This window comes from Myxococcus sp. CA056 (assembly GCF_013336715.1).
Taxonomy (GTDB): Bacteria; Myxococcota; Myxococcia; order Myxococcales; family Myxococcaceae; genus Myxococcus; species Myxococcus llanfairpwllgwyngyllgogerychwyrndrobwllllantysiliogogogochensis.
The window spans coordinates 1568250-1588684 of the sequence record NZ_JABUMT010000001.1 but is presented as its reverse complement, the minus strand read 5'-3'; the positions used below and the strand labels follow the sequence as shown (position 1 = coordinate 1588684).

Sequence of the window (20435 nt, the reverse complement as noted above, 5' to 3'; positions counted from 1 at the left end):
TCATGAGTGTCCGCTGGCCCCAGAATGTCCCCCGACCCGGGGTCCCCGCCCGGCAGGCCAGGGAAGAGGCCGCTCGCGAGCAGTCCAAGCCCGCTGAAGCCAGGCCCTCGAACAAGTCCGCCGCGAAGGGACCCACCGGGAAGCCAGCGACCGGAGGACGCGCCGGCGCCCGCCCCACCGAGGGCGACAAGGACAGCGCGCAGGGTGGCGTCCACCGCGATGGGATGGAGTCCGGCACCCAGCGCGGCTCCGCGGAGGGATTGGCCGGGGGCTCTCCTCGAGGGACTCCGGAAGGGCTGGCACCCGGCACCGCCCGAGGCACCACCCCCTCCGCGCCCAACCTTCCGAATCCCTCACAGGCGCCGCGACTCCCGGAAGAGAAGCTCGCGCGTCAGGCCCCTGCCGTCCCCACCGAGTCCCCGCGAGAGCGCGACGTCGCGGAAGAAGGAACCCGCGAGGACGCACGCGGCGCGCTCGAAGGCCGCGCCATGCTCCGCGGCGCCGTGCTGGAACGGCTGGTCCGAGGACTCACCGAGGTCGAACAGAAGCTGGCCACGTTCCTGGAGAACCCCGGCCGCCAGGGCGTCGTCACCCTCCCGGTGGTCCTCAGCGAGAGCTCCGTCACGTACGAGTTCTGGAGGCTCGTCAGCGTCCAGTCCGATGACCGGAACTTCCTGGCCCAGTCGCTCGGCTTGCCCGTCACCGCCGACGACGCGCTGCTGCTCCAGACGCTCCGCCAGGAAATCCACGCGGCCTTCGACGAGTTCCAGCGCGCACCTTCCGGCAAGCAGGTCCGCGTGCGCTACGAAGAGGTGCTGACCCGCTACGAGGCCGCGCGAATCCAGCCCGTCATCTCCGGCCACGACACCGGACCGCTCGCGGCCGAATGCGCCCGCCTCCAGCTCCCCTGCGAGCCGGAGTTCACCCGCTCGCTCCTGCTGTCGCCGCTGCAGCTCGCCGTCGCGCTGTCTCCCGAGGAGGGCACCGCGACGCAGGTCATGGTCGCCGGCCTGACGCTGACGCAGCTCGGCGCGCTGGTGGGCCACCTGCGCCGCCTCAATCCGATGCTCGGCAACGCGCAGGTGCGGCAGTTCCTTTTGCGCGCCGCCACGGACCTCAAGAACGCGCTGCGCAAGCCGCTCGGTGACGCGGAAGTGGAGCGCGTGCAGGAGCTGGCGAAACAGCTCCTGCGCCTCCAGGCCGTGGCGATGCTCCACGTCTGAAGCGACTCCCGCGCTCAGGCGCGGAACAGCGAGGGACGCAGCGCCAGGTCCGCCACCGGGTCGAACCGCACGGAGGTGAACAGCGCCTCGGCCTCCGCTCGCGACCTCTCCGTCAGGAGGATTCGCGGGCGAAGTTCGACTTGGACCGGGAGCCACCGCCCTCGGTGTTGCCGAGCGCCGCGACCTTGTGGCCACCCTGCTCCGCGCGCTGCGCTTCGGTGGTGCCCTCGGCCTTGTCGATGACGAGCATTCCGCCGCCCTGGTGCTCGCGCCAGCTGGTGCCCACCGCGTCTTCCAGCTCGCCCGCATCCAGGGAGACCGTCTTGCCGGTGCCAGGGTCCTTCACCTTGTACTTGCCCTGGTCGTCCTTGCCATCCACGGTGACCCAGTGCGCGCGGCCCTTGCCGGCGTCCTTCAGCGACGGGTCCACCTTGTTGGAGTCCACCAGCACGGCGGCCTTGCCGTCGCGCTTCAGGGCCTCGTCCATCAGCCCCCGGTCGAACGTGGAGGCGCTCTGCGTCACCTGCGCGCCCTCGTGGGCAATCATGTTCGACAGCTCGTGCGCCGTCGTCCCGTTGCCGTCGGTGAAGCGCGACTCCAGGGCGTCCATGGTCTGCTGGTCCGACGCGGCGGCCGTCGTCCCGGTGCCCTTCGCCTTGCCCAGCATCACCGCCACCGCGGAGCCGCAGTTGACGTCCTTGGTCTGCTCCAGGACCGACGGGTCCTTGTCCTCATCCCAGCCACCCAGCGCCGGCGCGGCCTCGGCCATGTCCTTCACGCAGCTGACAATCCGGGCCGTTGCGGGGGAGACCTCGCCCGCGGCGGTGGGAGCGGTGAAGCGCTGGGACCAGGCCTGCCGGGAGGCTTCCTGCGCGCCGTACGCGTCAGCGGGCTGCTCTTCCAGCTTCGCGACGGGGGCGGCGGGCTGCGTCTCTGTCTCCGCCGAGGGGCCGGCGACGGGCACGCGCACGACTCCGGTGCGCGACTGCTCGACGGGGGGCCTCGCCAGGTTCGGGGGCAGGGTGACACTCACGGGGGGCTCCTGGGCACAGGGAGAGCGTGGAAGGCCAACCTACCCGGAAACCGGCCGGGCGTTAAGTCTCCCGCCCCGCATCCAGCTCGTGTTTGCGCAGCAGTTTCTTCAAGTAGACACGGTCGATGTCCGCCTCGCGGGAAGCGCGGGAGATATTGCCCTCGCAGCGCTCCAGGAGGTTCTTCAGGTAGTCGCGCTCGAACCCCTCGATGAGCCGCTCCTTGGCCTCCTTGAAGGGCAGGTCCAGCTCGACCTTGGTGCTCCCCTCGCCGGAGGACTCCAAATCCGGCAGGGCCTCCTCGCCCAGGTTCATCACCTGCTCCACCACGTTGCGCAGCTCGCGCACGTTGCCGGGCCAGGGGTACTGGGCGAGCAGCGCGCGCGTCTGGTCCGACAGCGCGCTGGGCGGACGGCCCGTCGTCTGGAGCATGTGGTCGATGAGCACCGGGATGTCCTCCGGGCGCTCGCGCAGGGGCGGCAGGCTCACGCGCAGCACGGCGAGCCGGTGGAACAAGTCCCGGCGGAACTTCCCCTGCGTCACCGCCTGCTCCAGATTCACGTGCGTGGCGGCCACCACGCGCATGTTCACCGTCTGGTAGTCGTTGGCGCCCACGCGCTTCACCTGTCGGCGCTCCAACACTCGCAACAGGCGAGGCTGAAGCTCCAGCGGCAGCTCGCCGACCTCGTCCAGGAAGACGGTGCCATTCTGCGCGCGCTCGAAGGCGCCCGCGCGGTCTCCCTGCGCGCTGGTGAAGGCGCCCTTCACGTGGCCGAACAGCTCGCTCTCGATGAGCGTGGGCGGCACGCCCGCCAGGTCCACGATGACGAAGGGGCCCTTCTTGCGCGGGCTCTGCTGGTGGATGGCCTCCGCGCACAAGTCCTTGCCCGTGCCCGTCTCGCCCTGGATGAGCACGTCCGCGCCGCCGGGGGCCAGCCGCTCCAGCAGCGTGAAGGCCTCGCGCATCTTCCGGCTGTTGCCCACCAGCGCGCCGAAGCGGTCCTTCGAGGACAGCAGCACCGAGCGCTCGCGGGTGTCCTCCGGAATCAGCTTCAGCTCGGTGGTGCCCAGGGTGATGACGATGCCGGGGCGCAGCTCCAGGGACGTGAAGCGCAGCCGCTCGCAGAAGGAGCCGTTGTGCGAGTCCAGGTCCGTGGCCACCACGTGCTCGTCATGCACCTCCAGGCGGAGGTGCTGGCGCGACACGGCCTTGTCATCCAGGACGATGTCGCACGTGGGGGCCTTGCCCACGGTGTACACGCCCTGCTTGAGCGGATGCACCTTGCCGGAGTCAGGGCCCGAGAGGACCTTGAGCACCATCTTCACCTGGCCGGCCCGGCCCCGCGTCAACGTGGCCGTGGCATCCAGGTTCATCTCGTCGTCATCCGGCGGCACTGACACCCCATGGACGGTAGCACGGCCCGGAGAGGCCGCCACCCGTCAGTCGCGTGCCTCATTTCCCGCGAGGGCGAGCAGGCTTCACACGGGCGGGCTTCACACGGGCGGGCTTCACGGGTGCGGGCACGGGCAGGGCCGCGAGGAAGGTGTCCACGTCCCCCACGCGTGTGTCCAGGCCCGCTTCCGTGAACCAGCCCCGGGCGCGCGTGGCCTCGCCCCGTGCCTCCGGGGACTGACCCGATTGGACCAGGGCCTTCGCCAGCGCGAAGCCGGACTCCGCCAGCGCATCTGGCGGCGCGGAAGCGAACGTCACCGCCAGACGCAGGGGCTCCACCGACTCACCCACGCGGCCCAGGCCCAGCAGGGCCTGCCCCACGCCGTCGTAGGACGGCTGGAGCTTCTCGTCGTCCGCGGGCAGTGTCTTGCGCTTGAGCGCGAGCGAACGCTCATACGTCTTCAGCGCGTCCTCGAAGCGGCCCATGCCGAGCTGGCACATGCCCACCTCGTCGAGCGCCTCCGCGAACTTCGGGCTGTCCGCGCCGTAGATGGCCTGGAAGATGTCCGCCACGGCCTGGGCATGTGGCAGCGCCTGGGCATCCTGCTTCAGCTCGCGCAGCGTCATGGACAAGAGGCCATGGCGCCGGGCCACGTCCGGGTGCTGGGGGCCCATGGCGGCGGTGGTCTTCTGGAGCGCGTCCTCCATCAGCGCCAGCGCGCGCGTGGAGTCTCCGAGCGAGTGCACCACGTGCGCGAGGAGGAACGTCGTCCGCGCGCGCTTGGGGTGCTCGGCGGGCAGGGACTTCTCGTAGAGGACCTGGGCCTCCTCCACGCGGGTCTTCGCCTCCTCGTACAAGTCCTGGGAGATGGCGAGGTTGGCCTGGTTGACGCGCACGTCGCCCAGCAGCACCGGGTCTCCGCCCATCCGCTCCAGCGTGGCCTCCGCGAGGGAGCCCCAGCGGGCCGCGGGCTCGTAGTGCTTCAGCCCGTCCTCCACGAAGAGCAGCTTGTTGAGGGCGGTGACTTTCAGCCGGTCCGCGTGCCCTGCCTCCGCGTCGAACACGGCGCTCGACAGGAGCTTGGCGGCCTCGGGCGACTCGCCCACCTGCTCCAGCAGCCAGCCATTCAAGAAGCGCGTCTCCGCGCGCAGCGGCAGATAGCCCGTGGCCTCCACCGGCGCGACGAGCGCCTTCACCGCCTCCAGCGCCTGCGGATGCTTGCCGGCATCCATCCGCGCGCGGACGTGGGAGAGCTTCTCCTCCAGCAGTTCGATATCCGCGCGGCGCAGCGGGTCCGTGGGCATGCGCTGCCGCTCGGCCAGGGCCTCCGTGTCCTCGCATTCCCACAACGAGGGCAGGGCGAGCGCGGCGTCCAGGGACTTCTCCACCAGGGCCGCGTCCGCGCTCGACAGCAGCTCCACCGTGGCGCTGAAGTCCTTGCGGCGGCGCTCCAGACACACGAGCTGCCGGTCCAACTGCTCCTCGGGTTTGACGCCCTGCACGCGCGTGGCCTCGCACGCCTGCACGCGCTGGTGCTTCCACATGTCCGCGTAGTCACCGAGCGCCCGCGACACGCTCCGCGCCATGCCTTCCGCGAAGGGCCTGCCCGTGGCCTGGAACGCGGTGGAGAGCTTCGCTTGTGTCGTGGGCGACCACACGTCGTCCATCCGCGCCCCGGCATCCACGCATACGCGCGACTGCTGCCACGCCGCGCCGCCCGTCAGCGCGAGCGTCGCGCCCAGCGCGCTGGCGGCCGTTACCCACCGACGCCGCAGCGTCCGGCGATGCTCCTGAGACAGCGCCTCCAGCAACACGGCCATGGAGGCGAAGCGAGCGTCCGGCTCCAGTGACAGTCCGCGCAGCACGGCGTCGCGCACCCAGCCGGGCACCTTGGAGTCGCGCGGTGGCTCGCGCACGGCGGGGACCGGAATCGTCGCGGGCGAAGAGGGCGCCGCCGAGGGCCGCTGCGCGCCCAGCGACTCCGTGCGCTCCGACTCGGCGCTGACGCTGGTGCTGGAGAAGGCATACGCCCGCAGGCTGCCGGGCTCGAAGGGGCGCGCGCCGAAGAGGGCGCCATAGAGCGCGGCGCAGAAGCTGAACTGGTCCGTGCGCCCGTCCAGCGTCGTTCCCCGGAACTGCTCCGGGGACATGTAGTTGGGCGTGCCCACCAGCAGGCCGTCCTCGGTGAGCGTCGTCTCCAACATGCGACGACCGGCCGAGGACGCCAGCGCCTCCCGCGTCTCCTCGGTCAGGGGCTCCTCGTCCTGGGGAAGGTCTCCCATCGTCCGCGCGAGGCCGAAGTCCGTCACGTAGACGCGGCCCGCGCGGCTCACCAGCACGTTGGCCGGCTTGAAGTCGCGGTGCACCAGCCCCGCGGCGTGCGCGGCCTCCAGGCCCCGGCCCGCCTCCACATAACGCGTCACGATTTCGCGCCAGGAGCGCGGCGACGCCTTCAGCCACGAGGCCAGCGTGCCGCCATCCACCAGCTCCATGGCCACGAAGACCTGGTCGCCCCACATGCCCACGTCGAAGACGGGGATGACGTTGGGGTGGGAGACGCGCGCCATGGCCTGCGCCTCGCGCAAGAGCCGGGAGCGCGCCTCCTCCGAGTGGTCATGGCGACCGTCCGGATGCAGCAGCTTGAGCGCCACCTTGCGGTCCAGGTCCGGGTCATAGGCGGCGTACACCACGCCCATGCCGCCCTGGCCCAGCCGCCGCAGCAGCAGATACCGCCCAATCTGGGAGAAGGGCGGCGCGGCGCGACGTGCCTCGTCGGGCCCCGTCCCGGAGAGGTCCTGCTTGGGGCCGGTGCCCAGGTCTTGCGTACCGGTGCCCTCCGGACCCGTGCCCGCGTCCCGTCCGCCTGTGTCTTTCCTCGTCATGTCTGGCGCACCTCGGGGCGGAGTGTAGCGAAGCTCTCGCTACAACCCGAGTTCTCCTCCGCCATGCGTCAGCGCTGCCTGGCTGCCTGAACGCTCAGGCGCGCAGCGGCAGGGTGAAGGCGAGCTGGAAGCGGGTGCCGGCGTGCTCGGGCCGGACGGTGGCGGTGACGTGGACGCCGTGGCCGTTGCCGGTGGAGACGACCTCGCCCTTGAGCTGGCCGTCCTCGGTGGCGCCCCGGAAGAGGAACACCTCCGCGGCCTGCGAGAAGATGGAGGAGACCTCCGCGCTGCCGGAGCCGGGCGGGAGCTGGTCCCTTACCCATGTCGCGAAGCGGACGATTCGGCCGGTGAGCACCTGCGCGGGCAGGGGCACCGCGTAGCCGCCGCCGAACACCGTGGGGGCCCCGGCCAGCAGCACCGCGTCCGCGTTGCGCCCGCTGCCCAGGCCCAGCACGCCGTGCTCCTCCAGCTTCGCCTGCGCGCGGATGGGCAGGAAGACCTCGGTGGGGATGGACAGGCCCTTCTCGCGACCGGAGGGAATCTCCCACGTCGTCGGGGCGCGCACACCTCCGGCCTGGCCGAAGATGCGCGCGAAGGCGCTGGTGTCGCGGAAGCTGGACGCGAGCATCGCCGCCACCGCGAGCGCGGGGCTGGTGAAGGCCGCGCGCTTCGCCCGGGCCTCGCTGGCCACGACGACGCGGTTGACGACAGCGCACAGCCACCGCGAGGACTCGTCCTGACGCAGCTCCGTCCACGACTCGGAGACCTGCTCCCGGCCCTCCTCCAGGCCCAGGGACAGCTCGTCCGGGGACAGGCCCAACAGCGACGGCGCCACGGCGACGACGATGGGCAACTGCGCGCGCTCGCCCATCGCGGCCAGCCGGGCCAGCACCGCCACGTCATCGTTCGTGTCCACCACGAAGACGGCGTCGGGCCGGTCGAAGGGCTCGCTGGAGAGCGCGCCGTCCAGGACGCCGAGCAGGTCGCCGCGGCTCACGTCCAGCACCTCCACAGCCATGCCCGCGGCCGTGGGGCACTGGTCCACCAGCCACTTGAGGCCGCGCCACGCGGACTCCAGTCGGGCCACGGGCTCCGCGATGAGCACGTCCGTCGCGCAGCGCAGCACCGTCTCGTCCAGCAAATCCCTCACGGACTTGCGCGCGGCGGTGGCGGGGGTGGACGTCGACGACGCGGAGGCCGGCGCGCGCGGGTTGAGGGCCTTCAAGAACGCATCGACGGCGCGGGACGCGGTGGCCGGCGAGCCGGGCTCGGACGCGGTGAGCAGCGTCTCCATCAGGGCCACGTCATCGGGCGTGGGCGTGGGCACGGGGGCGGGAGGGGGCGGAGGCGCGGCGTCACGCAGGGCCGCGGCGACGGCTTCGGGCAGGCGGCCCGGGCCGGTGATGGCCTCCACGCGCTTCGCCGCCTCCTCCGGCGACAGGGCGGGGGTGAGCTTGTCGCGCAGCGCGTGCAGGTCACGAAGCGCGGGGATGCGGGTGAGCACGTCGGCGACGCCGAAGTCGCGCAGCCGTTCGAACGACAGCTCCAGGGCGCAGGTGTCCTCGGCGCCGAGCCGGTCCGGGACGATGAAGCGCACGTGGCTGGCGGCCTTGGCGAGCTCGCTGGCGAAGGTGTCCGAGGTCACGTGGAAGCGACGACCCGAGGGCGTGGAGGAGAAGGCCCCGGCCACCAGCCACCGCACGCGCGCACCCTCTGCACTGCTTCCGCTCTGACTCATGCACCGCCCCATCCGTGAGTAAGGCGCCGCACGTTAGCGCGAGGCAGGTGTTCTTCGCGAAGGCCCGGCGGGGCACGGGCTTATGCGAGGTCTTCGGACCCGGGGGCAGGTTGCGGGGCTTCCCTGTCATGGGGGGCCAGCGTCACGAGGCCGTGCCGCATCGGTCCTCGGGGCATGTGGGCTTCGCCACGACCTCCCGGGTGGGGCGCTCCCCTCGGCGACGGGCCCCGCCGAGTGGGCGCGCCCGTACCGCTTGCGTCGCCTCCACCCAGGCCTCAGCCTTCACCTCCCATGTCCATCCGCAAGGACTACATCGAGCGCCTCGTCGAGCAGTTCGCCGCCGCCCTGGCCCGGCTCCTCAAGGCCCGTCAGGAGAAGCGTTTCGCGGACGCGGCCCAACTCATGCGCTCCACCGCGCTCGACACGCTGGGCATGGAGTACGACGCGCTGCTGATGGTGGACGCCGCCTCCACCTCGCGGATGCTCGGAGACCCCTTGCGAGTGAAGGTGCTGGCCCGGCTCGTGGCCGAGGACGGCGAGCTGCACCAGGACCAGGGCGACACGCGGACCGCCACCGCGCGCTTCCACTACGCGCTCGCGCTGTATGCCGAATCACGCGCCCTGGGACGTCCCCACGACGACGAGGACACCGCCGTCCTCACCCGGTTGCGCGCCTGGCTCGGGCCCTCGGCTCGCGCTTGAAAGACGGCCCTCCCACCTGAGTCCACTCTCACCCTTGTTCAATTCATGACGCGTCGCGGCCTTCATGACGCCATGCATTGAAGTCCGGTGAAGCCTCGCGAGAGGCGGTCCTGTTTCCGACAGGAGAAGTGCTGGGGTGCCGGACACTCGGCCGCCGCGCTGACAGGCTTTCTGGGGGGTGGGTTGCCGATCTGTCTGCATTCCCGGATACGATGAGGTGCACGTCCTCACCTGAATTTTTTGGGGGTGCGCTTGTCGTTCGTAGAGCTTCCCGAGAGCGTCGTTCCGTGTCGAAACCTGGTGGGAGGCGAGTGGCAGCTGCCTCAAGGCTCGCCGCTGCTGGACGTACGCAGTCCGTACACCGGCACCGTCATTGGCCGAGTTCCACTCACCTCCGCCGCGGGTGTATCCCAGGTGGTGGAGGCCGCGCGTTCCGCCGCCGATTCGTGGGCCGCCACGCCGCTGCGCGAGCGCACCCAACTGCTCTTCCGCTTCCGGCACCTGCTGGAGCAGAACCTCGCGCGGCTGGCGAACCTGGCCGCGAGCGAGGCGGGCAAGACGGTGGCGGAGGCGCGCGCCGGGCTGCTCAAGGGCATCGAGGTGTGCGAGTTCGCGCTGTCGCTGCAGAACCTGGACAGCGGCGCGCACATGGAGGTCAGCCGGGGCGTCACGTGTGAGCTGCGCCGCGAGCCGCTGGGCGTCGTCGCGGGAATCACGCCCTTCAACTTCCCGGCGATGGTGCCCATGTGGATGTTCCCCATCGCGGTGACGCTGGGCAACGTCTTCATCCACAAGCCGTCGGAGAAGGTCCCCCTCACCGCGTGCGCGCTCGGCGAATTGATGCGCGAGGCGGGTTATCCCGCCGGGGTCTTCTCCATCGTGCACGGTGGCAAGGAGGCGGTGGACGCGCTGGTGGCGCACCCGGACGTGAAGGCGCTGGCCTTCGTCGGCTCGTCCGCGGTGGCGCGGCACCTCTATGCGGAGGGCAGCAAGCGCGGCAAGCGCGTGCTCGCGCTGGGTGGCGCGAAGAACCACCTCATCGTCGCGCCGGACGCGGACCCGGAGCTCACCGCGCAGGCCGTGGTGGACTCGTTCACCGGCTGCGCGGGGCAGCGCTGCATGGCCGGCAGCGTGGTGCTCGCGGTGGGCAACGTGGAGTCGCTGCTGGCGGATATCGTCCGCCGCGCGGGCAGCATCGAGATGGGCCCGGGCATGGGCGCCATCATCGACAAGGGCGCGGTGGAGCGGCTGGAGACGGCCATCGACCAGGCCTCGTCGGAGGGCGCGAAGCTGGTGCTCGACGGGCGCGGTCGTCGTCCCAAGGGCGACGCGTGGGCCCAGGGCAACTGGCTGGGGCCGTCCATCCTGGACCACGTGCGGCCGGACATGGAGGCCGCGCGGCGCGAGCTGTTCGGCCCGGTGCTGTCCATCATCCGCGTGCCCACGCTGTCCGCGGCGCTCGCGGTGGAGAACGCGTCGTCCTACGGCAACGCGGCGTCCATCTTCACCACCAGCGGCGTGGTGGCGCAGACGGTGGTGGAGGGCGTGCGCGCGGGCATGGTGGGCGTCAACGTGGGCGTCCCCGTCCCGCGTGAGCCGTTCTCCTTCGGCGGCACCGGCGAGTCGCGCTTCGGCCACGGGGATATCACCGGGCCGTCCGGCCTCGACTTCTGGACGCAGCTCAAGAAGGTCACCCGCAAGTGGTCGGCGCGCACCGACGGCTCCTGGATGAGCTGAGCCCGCGCGCCCCTCTCGTCCGCTTCGCTCGAGCTCCAAAACGCGCCCGCAAGGAGGGCGCTCCCATGGCAGACAAGAAGCCCGTCAATCACATCCGCCTCACCTCGCATCCAGATGGGGACGCCGTCTCCATCCGTTGGGGTGACCCGGACCCGACGCGCCGCGGCCCCGTGGTGGCCACGCTCACCGAGCCCGCGCATCGCAACGTCATCGGCACGCACGCCGGCTCCTACGCCGTGTATCGCGCGCTCGCCGTGGCCGCCGGCATGTTGCCGCAGGACCACCGCGCGGACCTGAAGGACACCTCGCCGGCCGCGCGGATTGGCCCGCACCCGTCCTGGAGCAACCCGGACCGGATTGTGTCGTTGGACCCGTGGGGCGCCGTCGCGCCGCAGGCGTTCAGCGCGCAGTCCGAGCAGGGCATCGACTTCCGTCCCACCATCGCCGTCACGCGCGCGCACATCAACCTGCCGGAGCTGCGCGACGCGGTGGTGGCTGGCCGCCTCAAGCCGGACGGGGACCTGCTCACCGCCAACGGCGACATCAAGGTGGTGAAGGCCGCGGTGGACCCGGTGTGGCACCTGCCGGGCATCGCCAAGCGCTTCGGCATGACGGAGAACGCGCTGCGCCGGGGCCTCTTCGAGCAGACCGGTGGCATGTTCCCGGAGCTGATTACGCGCCCGGACCTGCACGTCTTCCTGCCGCCCATCGGCGGGCTCACGCTGTACGCCTTCGGGGACATCAACTCGGTGTCCAACAAGGACATCCCCCTGGCCGTGCGCGTGCACGACGAGTGCAACGGCTCCGACGTGTTCGGCAGCGACATCTGCACCTGTCGTCCGTACCTGGCCCACGGCATCGAGGAGTGCGTGCGCACGGCGCAGGCGGGCGGCGCGGGCGTCATCGTCTACCTGCGCAAGGAGGGCCGCGCGCTGGGCGAGGTGACGAAGTTCCTCGTCTACAACGCGCGCAAGCGGCAGGAGGGCGGCGACTCCGCGGCCACCTACTTCCAGCGCACCGAGTGCGTGGCGGGCGTGCAGGACATGCGCTTCCAGGAGCTGATGCCGGACGTGCTGCACTGGCTGGGCATCACCCGCATCCACCGCTTCGTGTCGATGAGCGACATGAAGCACGACGCGATTGTCCGCTCGGGCATTGAAATCCTGGAGCGCGTGCCCATCCCCGAGGAGCTGGTCCCCGCCGACGCGAAGGTGGAGATGGAGGCGAAGAAGGCGGCGGGCTACTTCACGAAGGGGCCCGTGGCGGACGCCGCGGCGCTGACCCAGGTGAAGGGACGGGGCCTCGATGTCTGAGCGGCCGTTGGCGAGGGCGGACGTGTCCCCGGCGGTGGCGTGGCTGCGCACGCCGGCCGCCATCCGCGAGCGCTGCCATCAACTGCTGGACCTGGGACTGGCCGGCAAGCTGTCGCACTTCCGGGTGGAGCCCTCGCGGCTGCCGACGGTGGTGGACACGGTGCTGGAGGTGACGCGCGAGGCGTACCCCACGCTGGACATCCCGCTGCACAGCCGCTGGCGCCACTTCGACGCGGGCGGCGTCCAGCGCGTGGCGGAGCTGGAGGCTCGGCTCAAGGACGTCACGCCGCAGGAGCGCGCGCGGGCGAAGCTGGACCTCGCCGTGGTGAGCGTGCTGCTGGACGCGGGCAGCGGCCCCAAGTGGAGCTACCGCGAGCAGGGCGGCACGACGTGGGCGCGCTCGGAGGGGCTGGCCGTGGCCAGCTTCCGCATGTTCATGGACGGCGTGTTCTCCTCGGACCCGGACCGGCCGCTGCGCGCGGACGCGGAGGCGCTGGGCCGGCTGTCGCGCGAGTCGCTGGCGCGCGGGCTCCAGGTCTCCGACACGAATCCCCTGGACGGGCTGGAGGGACGGCTGCACCTGATGCACGGCCTGTCGCGCGTGCTGCCCCGACCCGGCGCGATACACGACATCGTCGCCGCGCAGGGCAGGAGCGTGCGCGGCTCGGAGCTGTTGGGCGTGGTGCTGGAGTCGCTGGGCCCCATCTGGCCGGGCCGCGTCATGGTGGACGCGGTGAACCTGGGCGACGTGTGGCCGCACTCGGCGCTGGGCCCGGTGGAGAGCGTGGACGCGCTGGTGCCCTTCCACAAGCTGTCGCAGTGGCTGACGTACTCGCTGGTGGAGCCGCTGGCGGAGGCGGGACTCCGGGTGGTGGAGCTGGACGGCCTCACCGGCCTGCCCGAGTACCGCAACGGCGGCCTCTTCGTGGACCTGGGCGTGCTGGTGCCCAGGGACGCGCGGCTCACCCAGGAGGCGCTGCACCCGAGCGAGGAGCCCATCGTCGAGTGGCGCGCGCTGACGGTGGCGCTGCTGGACCGCGTGGCGGCGCTGGTGCGTGGCCGGCTGGGGATGAGCGCGGAGGAGCTGCCGCTGGCGAAGGTGCTGCAGGGCGGGACGTGGACGGCGGGGCGCAAGGTGGCCGCCGAGCGACGCCCCGGAGGCGTGCCGCCGATTCGCGTGGAGAGCGACGGAACGGTGTTCTGACAACCGCTGACCAAGAGGGAGGACGCAATGGAGTTCCCCAACTGCACCGTGGTGGACCATCCGCTGGTGAAGCACAAGCTGACGTTGATGCGCCGCGCGGAGACGAGCACCGCCTCCTTCCGGGCCCTGCTCCAGGAAATCTCCCTGCTGCTGGCCTACGAGGCGCTGCGGGACTTGAAGGTCCGTGACGAGGAAATCCAGACGCCCATGGCGCCCATGACGGCGCCGGTGCTGGAGGGCAAGAAGCTGGTGCTGGTGGCCATCATGCGCGCGGGCCAGGGCATCCTGGACGGGATGCTCCAGCTGGTGCCCTCCGCGCGCGTGGGCCACATCGGCCTGTATCGGGACCCGGAGACGCTCACGCCGGTGGAGTACTACTACCGGGTGCCGGGGCAGCTCGCGGACCGCGACGTGGTGGTGTGTGACCCGATGCTCGCCACGGGCAACTCCGCGGTGGCGGCGCTCCAGCGGGTGAAGAAGAGCAAGCCCGGCTCGCTGCGCTTCGTCTGTCTATTGGCGTGTCCGGAGGGCCTGGCCAACCTGAGGGAGCACCACCCGGACGTGCATGTCTATACCGGCGCGGTGGACGAGCGCCTCAACGAGCACGGCTACATCCTGCCTGGACTGGGTGACGCGGGGGACCGCCTCTTCGGCACCAAGTAGCCGCCCCGGGTAGTTGCCTCCGGCAACGATGACTTGGCGTTGATTCCCGTCGAGCGGCAGGATGCGCGCCTCAGGGGGGCCAGGACTTCGAGACGGAGGTAGACAGGATGCGAGCGAGGACTTTCAGGCCCCGCGTTGGGGCCGCGTGGTTCGGATGGATGCTGCTGGCGGGAGTGGGTGGCGCGCTTTCGGCCCACGCCAGGAGCGAGCAGTGTGAGTGCATCACCGAGCGCCAGAGCGTGGTGTCGGAGATGCCGTGCCTCGTCATCTCCTCGCGTGCGACCTGTGGCGCGAGCACCGTCCGCAATGCCTGTGACGAGCCCGTGACGCTGAAGGGCTGGCCGCTCGTCCAGTGCGAAGGCGGGCGGTGTGACGAGGAGCTGCTGCCGGAGGAGGAGGCCTCCTTCTACTTCTCCGACGGGCGCGGGTTGTCCCTGCCCATGAAGGTGCAGCCGGAGGAGCGCTTCGAGGAGGAGACCTTCATCGTCTCCGTCGATGGAGAGGAGCGCGACCTGGTCCTCTCCGCCACCGTGTCGTGTGTGACGAAGGACGCCTCCGCGAAGGGCTGTTCCTCGTCTCCGGGAGGGATTGCGCTCGCGGGCGTGCTGGCGCTCCTGGGAGGCTGGCGCCGCTCCAGACACCGCTGACTGTTGGCGGGCCAACACTGGCTTGGACATGCGGGCTTGAACAGACGAGAGCAGGAAATCCAGGAATAGTCTGCCGCCCCACTTCGCCGGGGGAGTGAGGGCTCATGCCGAGCTCTCTCCCGCCTCGGGGATGGGGGGCTTCAATGATGCGCATGGGAAGTGGCTCTGCGTGGGTGGTGCTTTCGTGTCTGCTGTTGGGCGCGTGTGGCGTCGAGCAGGTCGCGGAGGAAGACGTCACGGGCACGGTGACGTCTTCGTTGGAGGACCCGAACTACGCGAACGCGGTGGGTGAGGGCACGACGGCGCTGGTGCTCAATCCGCAGGCGGCGGTGGGCGCGCCGGACGGCGTCTTCGCGACGCTCCCGAGCGAGGCCGGCGAAGGGTTGATGCTGGACCTGGGTGAAGGGCAGGAGTCCAGCGGCATCCTGGAAGTCTACACCCAGGGCCCCGTGGGCTCGTCCGCCCAGGCGACGGTGCAATTCCTGACGGCGGACGGGGGCTACTTCTCGAGCGGCGTGCTGTACCTGCGGAGCCGGTGGGAGGGGGTGGACATGCAGTATGTCTGGTATTCGCAGACCATTCCCTATCGCTACGTCGTCATCCGGAGCGTGGCCGGAAAGCCCTTCAACGTGGACGCCGTGGTGGCACGCCGCCGGGCCATCTGCGGTGACGGCGTGATTTACGGCACCGGGGAGCTGTGTGACGACGGCAACCAGCTCTCCGGGGATGGCTGCAACAGCATCTGCCGGGTGGAGACGGGCTACACCTGCTCGGGAGAACCGAGTGTCTGTGTGGACCGCGACGAGTGCGCGCTGGGGACTCACGCGTGCCCCGCGAACACTGTGTGTGTGAATACGCCGGGCAGCTACGTCTGCCAATAGGCCCAGGACTGGCGCGGGGCCGGATTGAAGGCCCCGCGTCGTGAGCAGCAGCAAGTCGTCAGCAGTGGTGCGATTCATTCCATGAGGGGGATGGCCCATTCCGGGTTTCATCCCATCCCTCTGGGGAGACATTTAATGAGAAGCCGTACAGGTGCGCTGTTGTCGTGGGGCTTGGGTGCGACGTTGGCGTTGTTGCTGGGCTCTTGCGGTGTGGAGTCCCTCGATGCCGGGGGAAGTGACGGTGCGTTGACGTACACGAGCGAGGAGTCCTCGCTGACGTGGGACCCGTACGCGGACGCGGTGGCATCGGGCACCACGGGGACGGTGCTCAACGCGCAGGCGGCGGTGGGTGCGCCGGACGGGCAGGCGGCGACGCTGCTGAGCCTGCTGAACACGGCGCTGGTGCTGGACTTGGGTCAGGGTGAGGAAGGCACCGGCGACCTGCGCGTCTACTACCAGGGCCTGTCGGTGGCGCTGGTGGCGCAGGTGGACTTCCTGAAGGCGGATGGGACGCTCATCGGCTCCAGCCCGCTGCACCTGGTGGAGCTGGGCCTGGGGACGCATGTGGCGGTGGCGACGTACCCGGGGAGCGTGCCCTACCGCTACGTGCGCCTGCGGGGCGCGGTGCTCGCGCTCTACCTGGTGGACGCGGTGGAGACGTCGCTGCGGCCCATCTGTGGTGACGGCGTGCCGGGTGGCGTGGAGGTCTGTGACGACGGCAATCCGCTCTCCGGGGACGGCTGCAACAGCGTCTGTCAGGTGGAGACGGGCTACACCTGCGCGGGAGCGCCGAGCGTCTGCACGGACATTGACGAGTGCGCCCTGGGGACGGACACGTGCGCGCCGGAGGAGGTGTGCGTCAACACGCCCGGAGGCTTCGAGTGCGAGGAGCCCTCGTGCAATCCGCCGCGCCTCGTCTGTGGCGAGGCCTGCGTGGACCCGAACACCGACAACAACCACTGTGGCGGCTGCGGCAACGTCTGCGGCGAGGAGAAGGCATGCGCCGCGGGCGTGTGCGTGGGAACGGGCAACCTCCAGTTCACCGCGACCTGGAGCCGGGATGGGGATGCGGACATCTATGTGAAGACGCCCACCGGGCGGATGATCTACGTCGAAAACCGAGGTCCCAACGTAGGGACAGACTTCGGCGCGCTGGACGTGGATGACACAGGTGGGGATGGGCCCGAGAACGTCTTCTGGGCTCCGAACCGGACGCCGCCGAGCGGCACCTACCATGTCTGCCTGATGGCGTTCCTCTTCAGCCCGGAGCCCACTCCAGAGGCTCCCGTGCACTACAATGTCCGGGTGCGGCGCCCCGGTCAGCCGGACGTCGACTTCTCCGGCTCAATCACCCAAGCGGTGTTCATCGAGGAGTGCATCCCAGGAGACCCCACCTACGTCGGCTCGGTTGCCTATCCATGAGACCCGAGAAATGACAGACGCCGGTCCGCGAGGGAATGGTGTCCCGCGCGGGCCGGTGGTGGATGGACGGAGCATCGCTCGTCTCGCGGAGCCATTGAGCTGCTGGAGGCAGGCGCTGGCGAGAAGTCGCGCCTGCGGGCTCGCTGGCGCTGCTCGGAGGCTGGCGACGTGCCCCGCACCGCTGATGCATGAATCATGAAACACACGGGGTTGGGTTCCCGTCCATTGTCCCTTCGCACATGTCTGCTGCTGGCCGGAGGACGTTGCCAGCCAGCATGTCGCGTGTGTGAGCTGTGGGGCGCGAGCGGTCATGAGATTCATTCCGCGAGGAAGAGTGGCCCATTCCGGGTCTCATTCAGTTCCTCGGGGAGTCATCCCATGAGTATCCGTACAAGCGCGCTGTGGTCGTGGGGACTGAGCGCGACGTTGGCGTTGTTGCTGGGTTCTTGCGGCGTGGAATCTCTCGATGGAGCGGAGCGTCCCGGAGGTGATGGGGAGGTGACGCAAACGAGCCAGGAGTTGGCGTGGGACCCGTACGCGGACGCGGTGGCGTCTGGCACGACGGGGACGGTGCTCAACGCGAGCGCGGCGCTGGGGGCTCCGGACGGGCAGGCGGCGACGCTGCTGAGCCTGCTGAACACGGCGCTGGTGCTGGATTTGGGGGCGGGTGAGGAAGGTACGGGAGACTTGCGAGTGTATTACCAGGGCCTGTCGCTGGCGCTGGTGGCGCAGGTGGACTTCCTGAGGGCGAATGGGACGCTCATTGGCTCCAGCCCGGTGCACCTGGTGGAGCTGGGCGTGGGGACACATGTGGCGGTGGCGACGTACCCTGGGAGTGAGCCCTACCGGTACGTGCGCCTGAGGGGCGCGCTGCTCGCGCTCTACCTGGTGGACGCGGTGGAGACGTCCATCCGTCCCTTCTGTGGTGACGGGGTGCTGGGAGGCGTCGAAGTCTGTGATGACGGCAATCAGCTCTCCGGAGACGGCTGTAGCAGCGTCTGTCAGGTGGAGCCGGGCTACACCTGCGCGGGGCAGCCGAGCGTGTGCACGGACATCGACGAGTGCGCGCTGGGCACGGACACGTGCGCGCCGGGAGAGGTGTGCGTCAACACGCCCGGAGGCTTCGAGTGTGAGGAGCCCGTTTGCGAGCCGCCCCGTATCGTCTGCGGCGAGGTCTGCGTCGACCCGCGCACGGACAATAACAACTGCGGCGCTTGCGGCAACGTCTGTGGCGAGGGGAATGCCTGTGCCGCGGGCGTGTGCGTGGGCTCGGGCAATCTCCAGTTCACCGCGACCTGGAGCCGGGACGGAGACGCGGACATCGCCGTGAGGACGCCCACGGGCAAGGTCATCTACTATCTCAACATAGGCCCCAACGCGGGGACGGACTTTGGACGACTGGACGTGGATTCAAGAGGGAGGGGACCCGAGAACATCTTCTGGGCCACGGGCCGGACACCGCCGAGCGGCACCTACGACGTCTGCCTGCTGACGCAGTTTTTCTTCCCCGGACCCTCGCCCGCGGCCCCCCTGGGCTACGCCATCAAGGTGCGGCGCCCGGGCCAGCCGGATGTCGACTTCACTGGCACGTTCACGGCGCGCTCGTTTGAGGAAGATTGCGCGCCTGGCCTCGCCAGCTACGTCGGCTCCATTACCTATCCTTGAGACACGAGAAATGACAGACACCGGCCCGCGAGAGGGTGTCGCCCCGCGCGGGCTGGTGGAGAGTCCAACGGGAACCCTGTCTCGCAGTGCTGGGTGGAGACCGACGCATGGCTTGTCCAGGCCCCGGGGCGCTAAGGACACCCACGTACTTCGTGTCATGCTTTGGGCGGGAAGGGTGTCGCCTGGCTTGCTCCGCGCGGCCATTCTCCGTCTGGCTTGTCGAGTGGAACACGGGTAAAGCAGGTAAATTAGGGGGCGGAACTCACGGAAAAACCTTTCATGCGTTCCATACGCAAGGCGGGTGCTCGAGGTGGATGGTTTCACCGGAGCGCTTCGTCCCTTCAGCCGGATGGAATGGAGCAGAACATGAAAGTCAGTCGCGGTATGTCTATGACGCGCTGGTTGAGCGCGGCCCTGGCGTTCGTCGTTGTCGGTGCGTTCGGTGCGTGTGGCGCCAGCTCCGATGAAGAAGTGCTCTTCGATGCTGAGACTTCGAGCGAGGTGTCCGCGTTCGCGGGCGACCCGTATGCCGATGCGGTGGTGCAGGACGGCCTGCTCGGTGTGAACAACCCCCAGAACGCGGTGGGCGCGCCGAATGGGACCACGGCCAGCTTCCTGGGGCTGCTGGGGGCCTCGCTCACGCTGGACATGGGCGCGGGCGAAGAGGGGACCGGGCCGCTGCGCATCTATTACCGGGGGCTGAATCTGGCGGTCATCGCGCAGGTGGAGTTCCTGGGGACGAACATGCAGGTCATCTCCACGGGACAGGCGCAGTTGCTGGACCTGGGGCTGGGGACGCACTCGACGGTTGTGTCCTTCAACAACCCCACGCCCTACCGCTATGTGAGGCTGCGCGCCGGGTTGCTGGCGATCTTCCAGGTGGACGCGGTGGAGGCGACGAGCATCGTGAACACGGTCGTCTGTGGCGACGGCATGGTGGGCACGGGCGAGGGATGTGACGACGGCAACCGCGCTGCGGGGGACGGCTGTAGCGCCAACTGCGCGGTGGAGCCGGGTTACACCTGTCAGGGCCAGCCCAGCGTCTGCCACGACGTGAACGAGTGCACCAACGGCACGGCGCAGTGCTCGCCGAACGCCTACTGCACGAACACGCCGGGCAGCTACACCTGCACGTGCAAGCCGGGCTACTCGGGGGATGGCTGGACGTGCAATGACATCAATGAGTGCACCAACGGGACGGCCCACTGCCCGCCGGGCCAGCAGTGCGTGAACACGCCGGGGAGCTACTACTGCCAGCCGGCGACCTGCGCGCCGCCTCGGGTCCAGTGTGGCTCGCAGTGCGTGGACGTGTGGTCGGACGAGCAAAACTGCGGCTCTTGCGGCAACGTCTGCGCGGCGGGGAAGACCTGCAACGCGGGGGTGTGCACGGGCGGTGGTGGGGGCATCGCGCTGCAGGTCACCGCGATGTGGGGCCGTGACGGGGATGCGGACCTGGTGGTCCGGACGCCGACGGGGAAGATCATCTTCTACGACAACCGCGGGCCTGGGCCGAGCACGGATGGGGGCGAGCTGGACCAGGACGCGTCGAGTGGGCGGGGGCCGGAGAACGTCGTCTGGAACCCGGGCTTCACGCCGCCGAACGGCACGTATGACATCTGCCTCAAGGCGGCGGGCTTCTCGCCGACCGCGTCGTCGGAGAACCCCGTGCCCTACTCGGTGACGGTGAAGCGCGCGGGGCAGGCGGACCAGGTCTTCACGGGCGCTGCCACCAGCGCCGACGTGGGGGCCGCGTGCTACCCGTGCCACCCGTCGTACGTCGGGTCCATCACGTACCCGTCCGGTGTCAGCGGCGGCGGCGAGCCGAACTGCCCGCTGTGAGCTGACGGTGGTTTCACGGTGGGCGCGAAGGGCAGTGCTTCGCGCCCACCGTGGTCAGTCGTACTCGAAACCCGCGGAGTCGAACGCTCGCTCG

General features: G+C 70.0%; 15 protein-coding genes. 11 read left to right on the top strand and 4 right to left on the bottom strand.

Annotated elements, in window-relative coordinates:
* Positions 1-2 precede the first annotated feature (2 nt).
* Positions 3-1223 carry a hypothetical protein gene (locus HUA76_RS06455; protein ID WP_174460287.1) on the top strand — a complete coding sequence of 407 codons (1221 nt, stop codon included), beginning with the start codon at positions 3-5 and terminating at the stop codon, positions 1221-1223.
* Between the two features lie 112 nt (positions 1224-1335).
* On the opposite strand, the gene HUA76_RS06450 is transcribed toward HUA76_RS06455, so the two are convergent.
* The 4 genes from HUA76_RS06450 to HUA76_RS06435 form a co-directional block, all read right to left on the bottom strand.
* Positions 1336-2256: a hypothetical protein gene (locus tag HUA76_RS06450; protein ID WP_174460286.1), complete on the bottom strand. Its 921-nt coding sequence runs from the start codon at positions 2254-2256 to the stop codon at positions 1336-1338.
* A gap of 61 nt (positions 2257-2317) precedes the next feature.
* A complete protein-coding gene (locus HUA76_RS06445; RefSeq protein WP_174456007.1) occupies positions 2318-3628 on the bottom strand; it encodes a sigma 54-interacting transcriptional regulator in 1311 nt (436 codons plus the stop codon).
* Positions 3629-3707: 79 nt separating this feature from the next.
* Positions 3708-6530 (bottom strand): serine/threonine-protein kinase, encoded by a 2823-nt coding sequence (locus HUA76_RS06440; RefSeq protein WP_174460285.1) that lies wholly within the window; start codon positions 6528-6530, stop codon positions 3708-3710.
* A 94-nt stretch (positions 6531-6624) separates the two neighbouring features.
* Positions 6625-8268, bottom strand: a complete 1644-nt coding sequence (locus HUA76_RS06435) for a type VI secretion system contractile sheath domain-containing protein (RefSeq protein ID WP_174460284.1) — start codon at positions 8266-8268, stop codon at positions 6625-6627.
* Between the two features lie 291 nt (positions 8269-8559).
* Between HUA76_RS06435 and HUA76_RS06430 the strand changes: the two genes are divergently transcribed.
* The 10 genes from HUA76_RS06430 (at position 8560) to HUA76_RS06385 (ending at position 20341) form a co-directional block, all read left to right on the top strand.
* Positions 8560-8970: a hypothetical protein gene (locus HUA76_RS06430; RefSeq protein ID WP_141646703.1), complete on the top strand. Its 411-nt coding sequence runs from the start codon at positions 8560-8562 to the stop codon at positions 8968-8970.
* 252 nt (positions 8971-9222) lie between these two features.
* Entirely contained in the window at positions 9223-10707 is a 1485-nt protein-coding gene (locus tag HUA76_RS06425) for a CoA-acylating methylmalonate-semialdehyde dehydrogenase (protein WP_174460283.1), read from the top strand.
* Between the two features lie 65 nt (positions 10708-10772).
* Complete coding sequence (locus tag HUA76_RS06420; RefSeq protein ID WP_141646701.1) at positions 10773-12020, top strand: GTP cyclohydrolase II; 1248 nt, start codon at positions 10773-10775, stop codon at positions 12018-12020.
* Positions 12013-13224, top strand: a complete 1212-nt coding sequence (locus HUA76_RS06415) for a URC4/urg3 family protein (RefSeq protein ID WP_141646700.1) — start codon at positions 12013-12015, stop codon at positions 13222-13224. The genes HUA76_RS06420 and HUA76_RS06415 overlap by 8 nt, the downstream gene beginning before the upstream one ends.
* Positions 13225-13251: 27 nt before the next feature.
* Positions 13252-13887, top strand: coding sequence for a uracil phosphoribosyltransferase (gene upp, locus HUA76_RS06410; RefSeq protein ID WP_141646699.1), 636 nt, complete (start codon positions 13252-13254; stop codon positions 13885-13887).
* A gap of 107 nt (positions 13888-13994) precedes the next feature.
* Complete coding sequence (locus tag HUA76_RS06405; RefSeq protein WP_174460282.1) at positions 13995-14534, top strand: MXAN_0125 family MYXO-CTERM protein; 540 nt, start codon at positions 13995-13997, stop codon at positions 14532-14534.
* 152 nt (positions 14535-14686) lie between these two features.
* Positions 14687-15415, top strand: coding sequence for a DUF4215 domain-containing protein (locus HUA76_RS06400; RefSeq protein ID WP_254613995.1), 729 nt, complete (start codon positions 14687-14689; stop codon positions 15413-15415).
* Positions 15416-15550: 135 nt separating this feature from the next.
* Positions 15551-16837 (top strand): DUF4215 domain-containing protein, encoded by a 1287-nt coding sequence (locus HUA76_RS06395; RefSeq protein WP_254613994.1) that lies wholly within the window; start codon positions 15551-15553, stop codon positions 16835-16837.
* Positions 16838-17215: 378 nt separating this feature from the next.
* Positions 17216-18502 carry a DUF4215 domain-containing protein gene (locus HUA76_RS46385; RefSeq protein ID WP_174460281.1) on the top strand — a complete coding sequence of 429 codons (1287 nt, stop codon included), beginning with the start codon at positions 17216-17218 and terminating at the stop codon, positions 18500-18502.
* A 384-nt stretch (positions 18503-18886) separates the two neighbouring features.
* Positions 18887-20341, top strand: coding sequence for an EGF domain-containing protein (locus HUA76_RS06385; RefSeq protein WP_254613993.1), 1455 nt, complete (start codon positions 18887-18889; stop codon positions 20339-20341).
* Positions 20342-20435 lie beyond the last annotated feature (94 nt).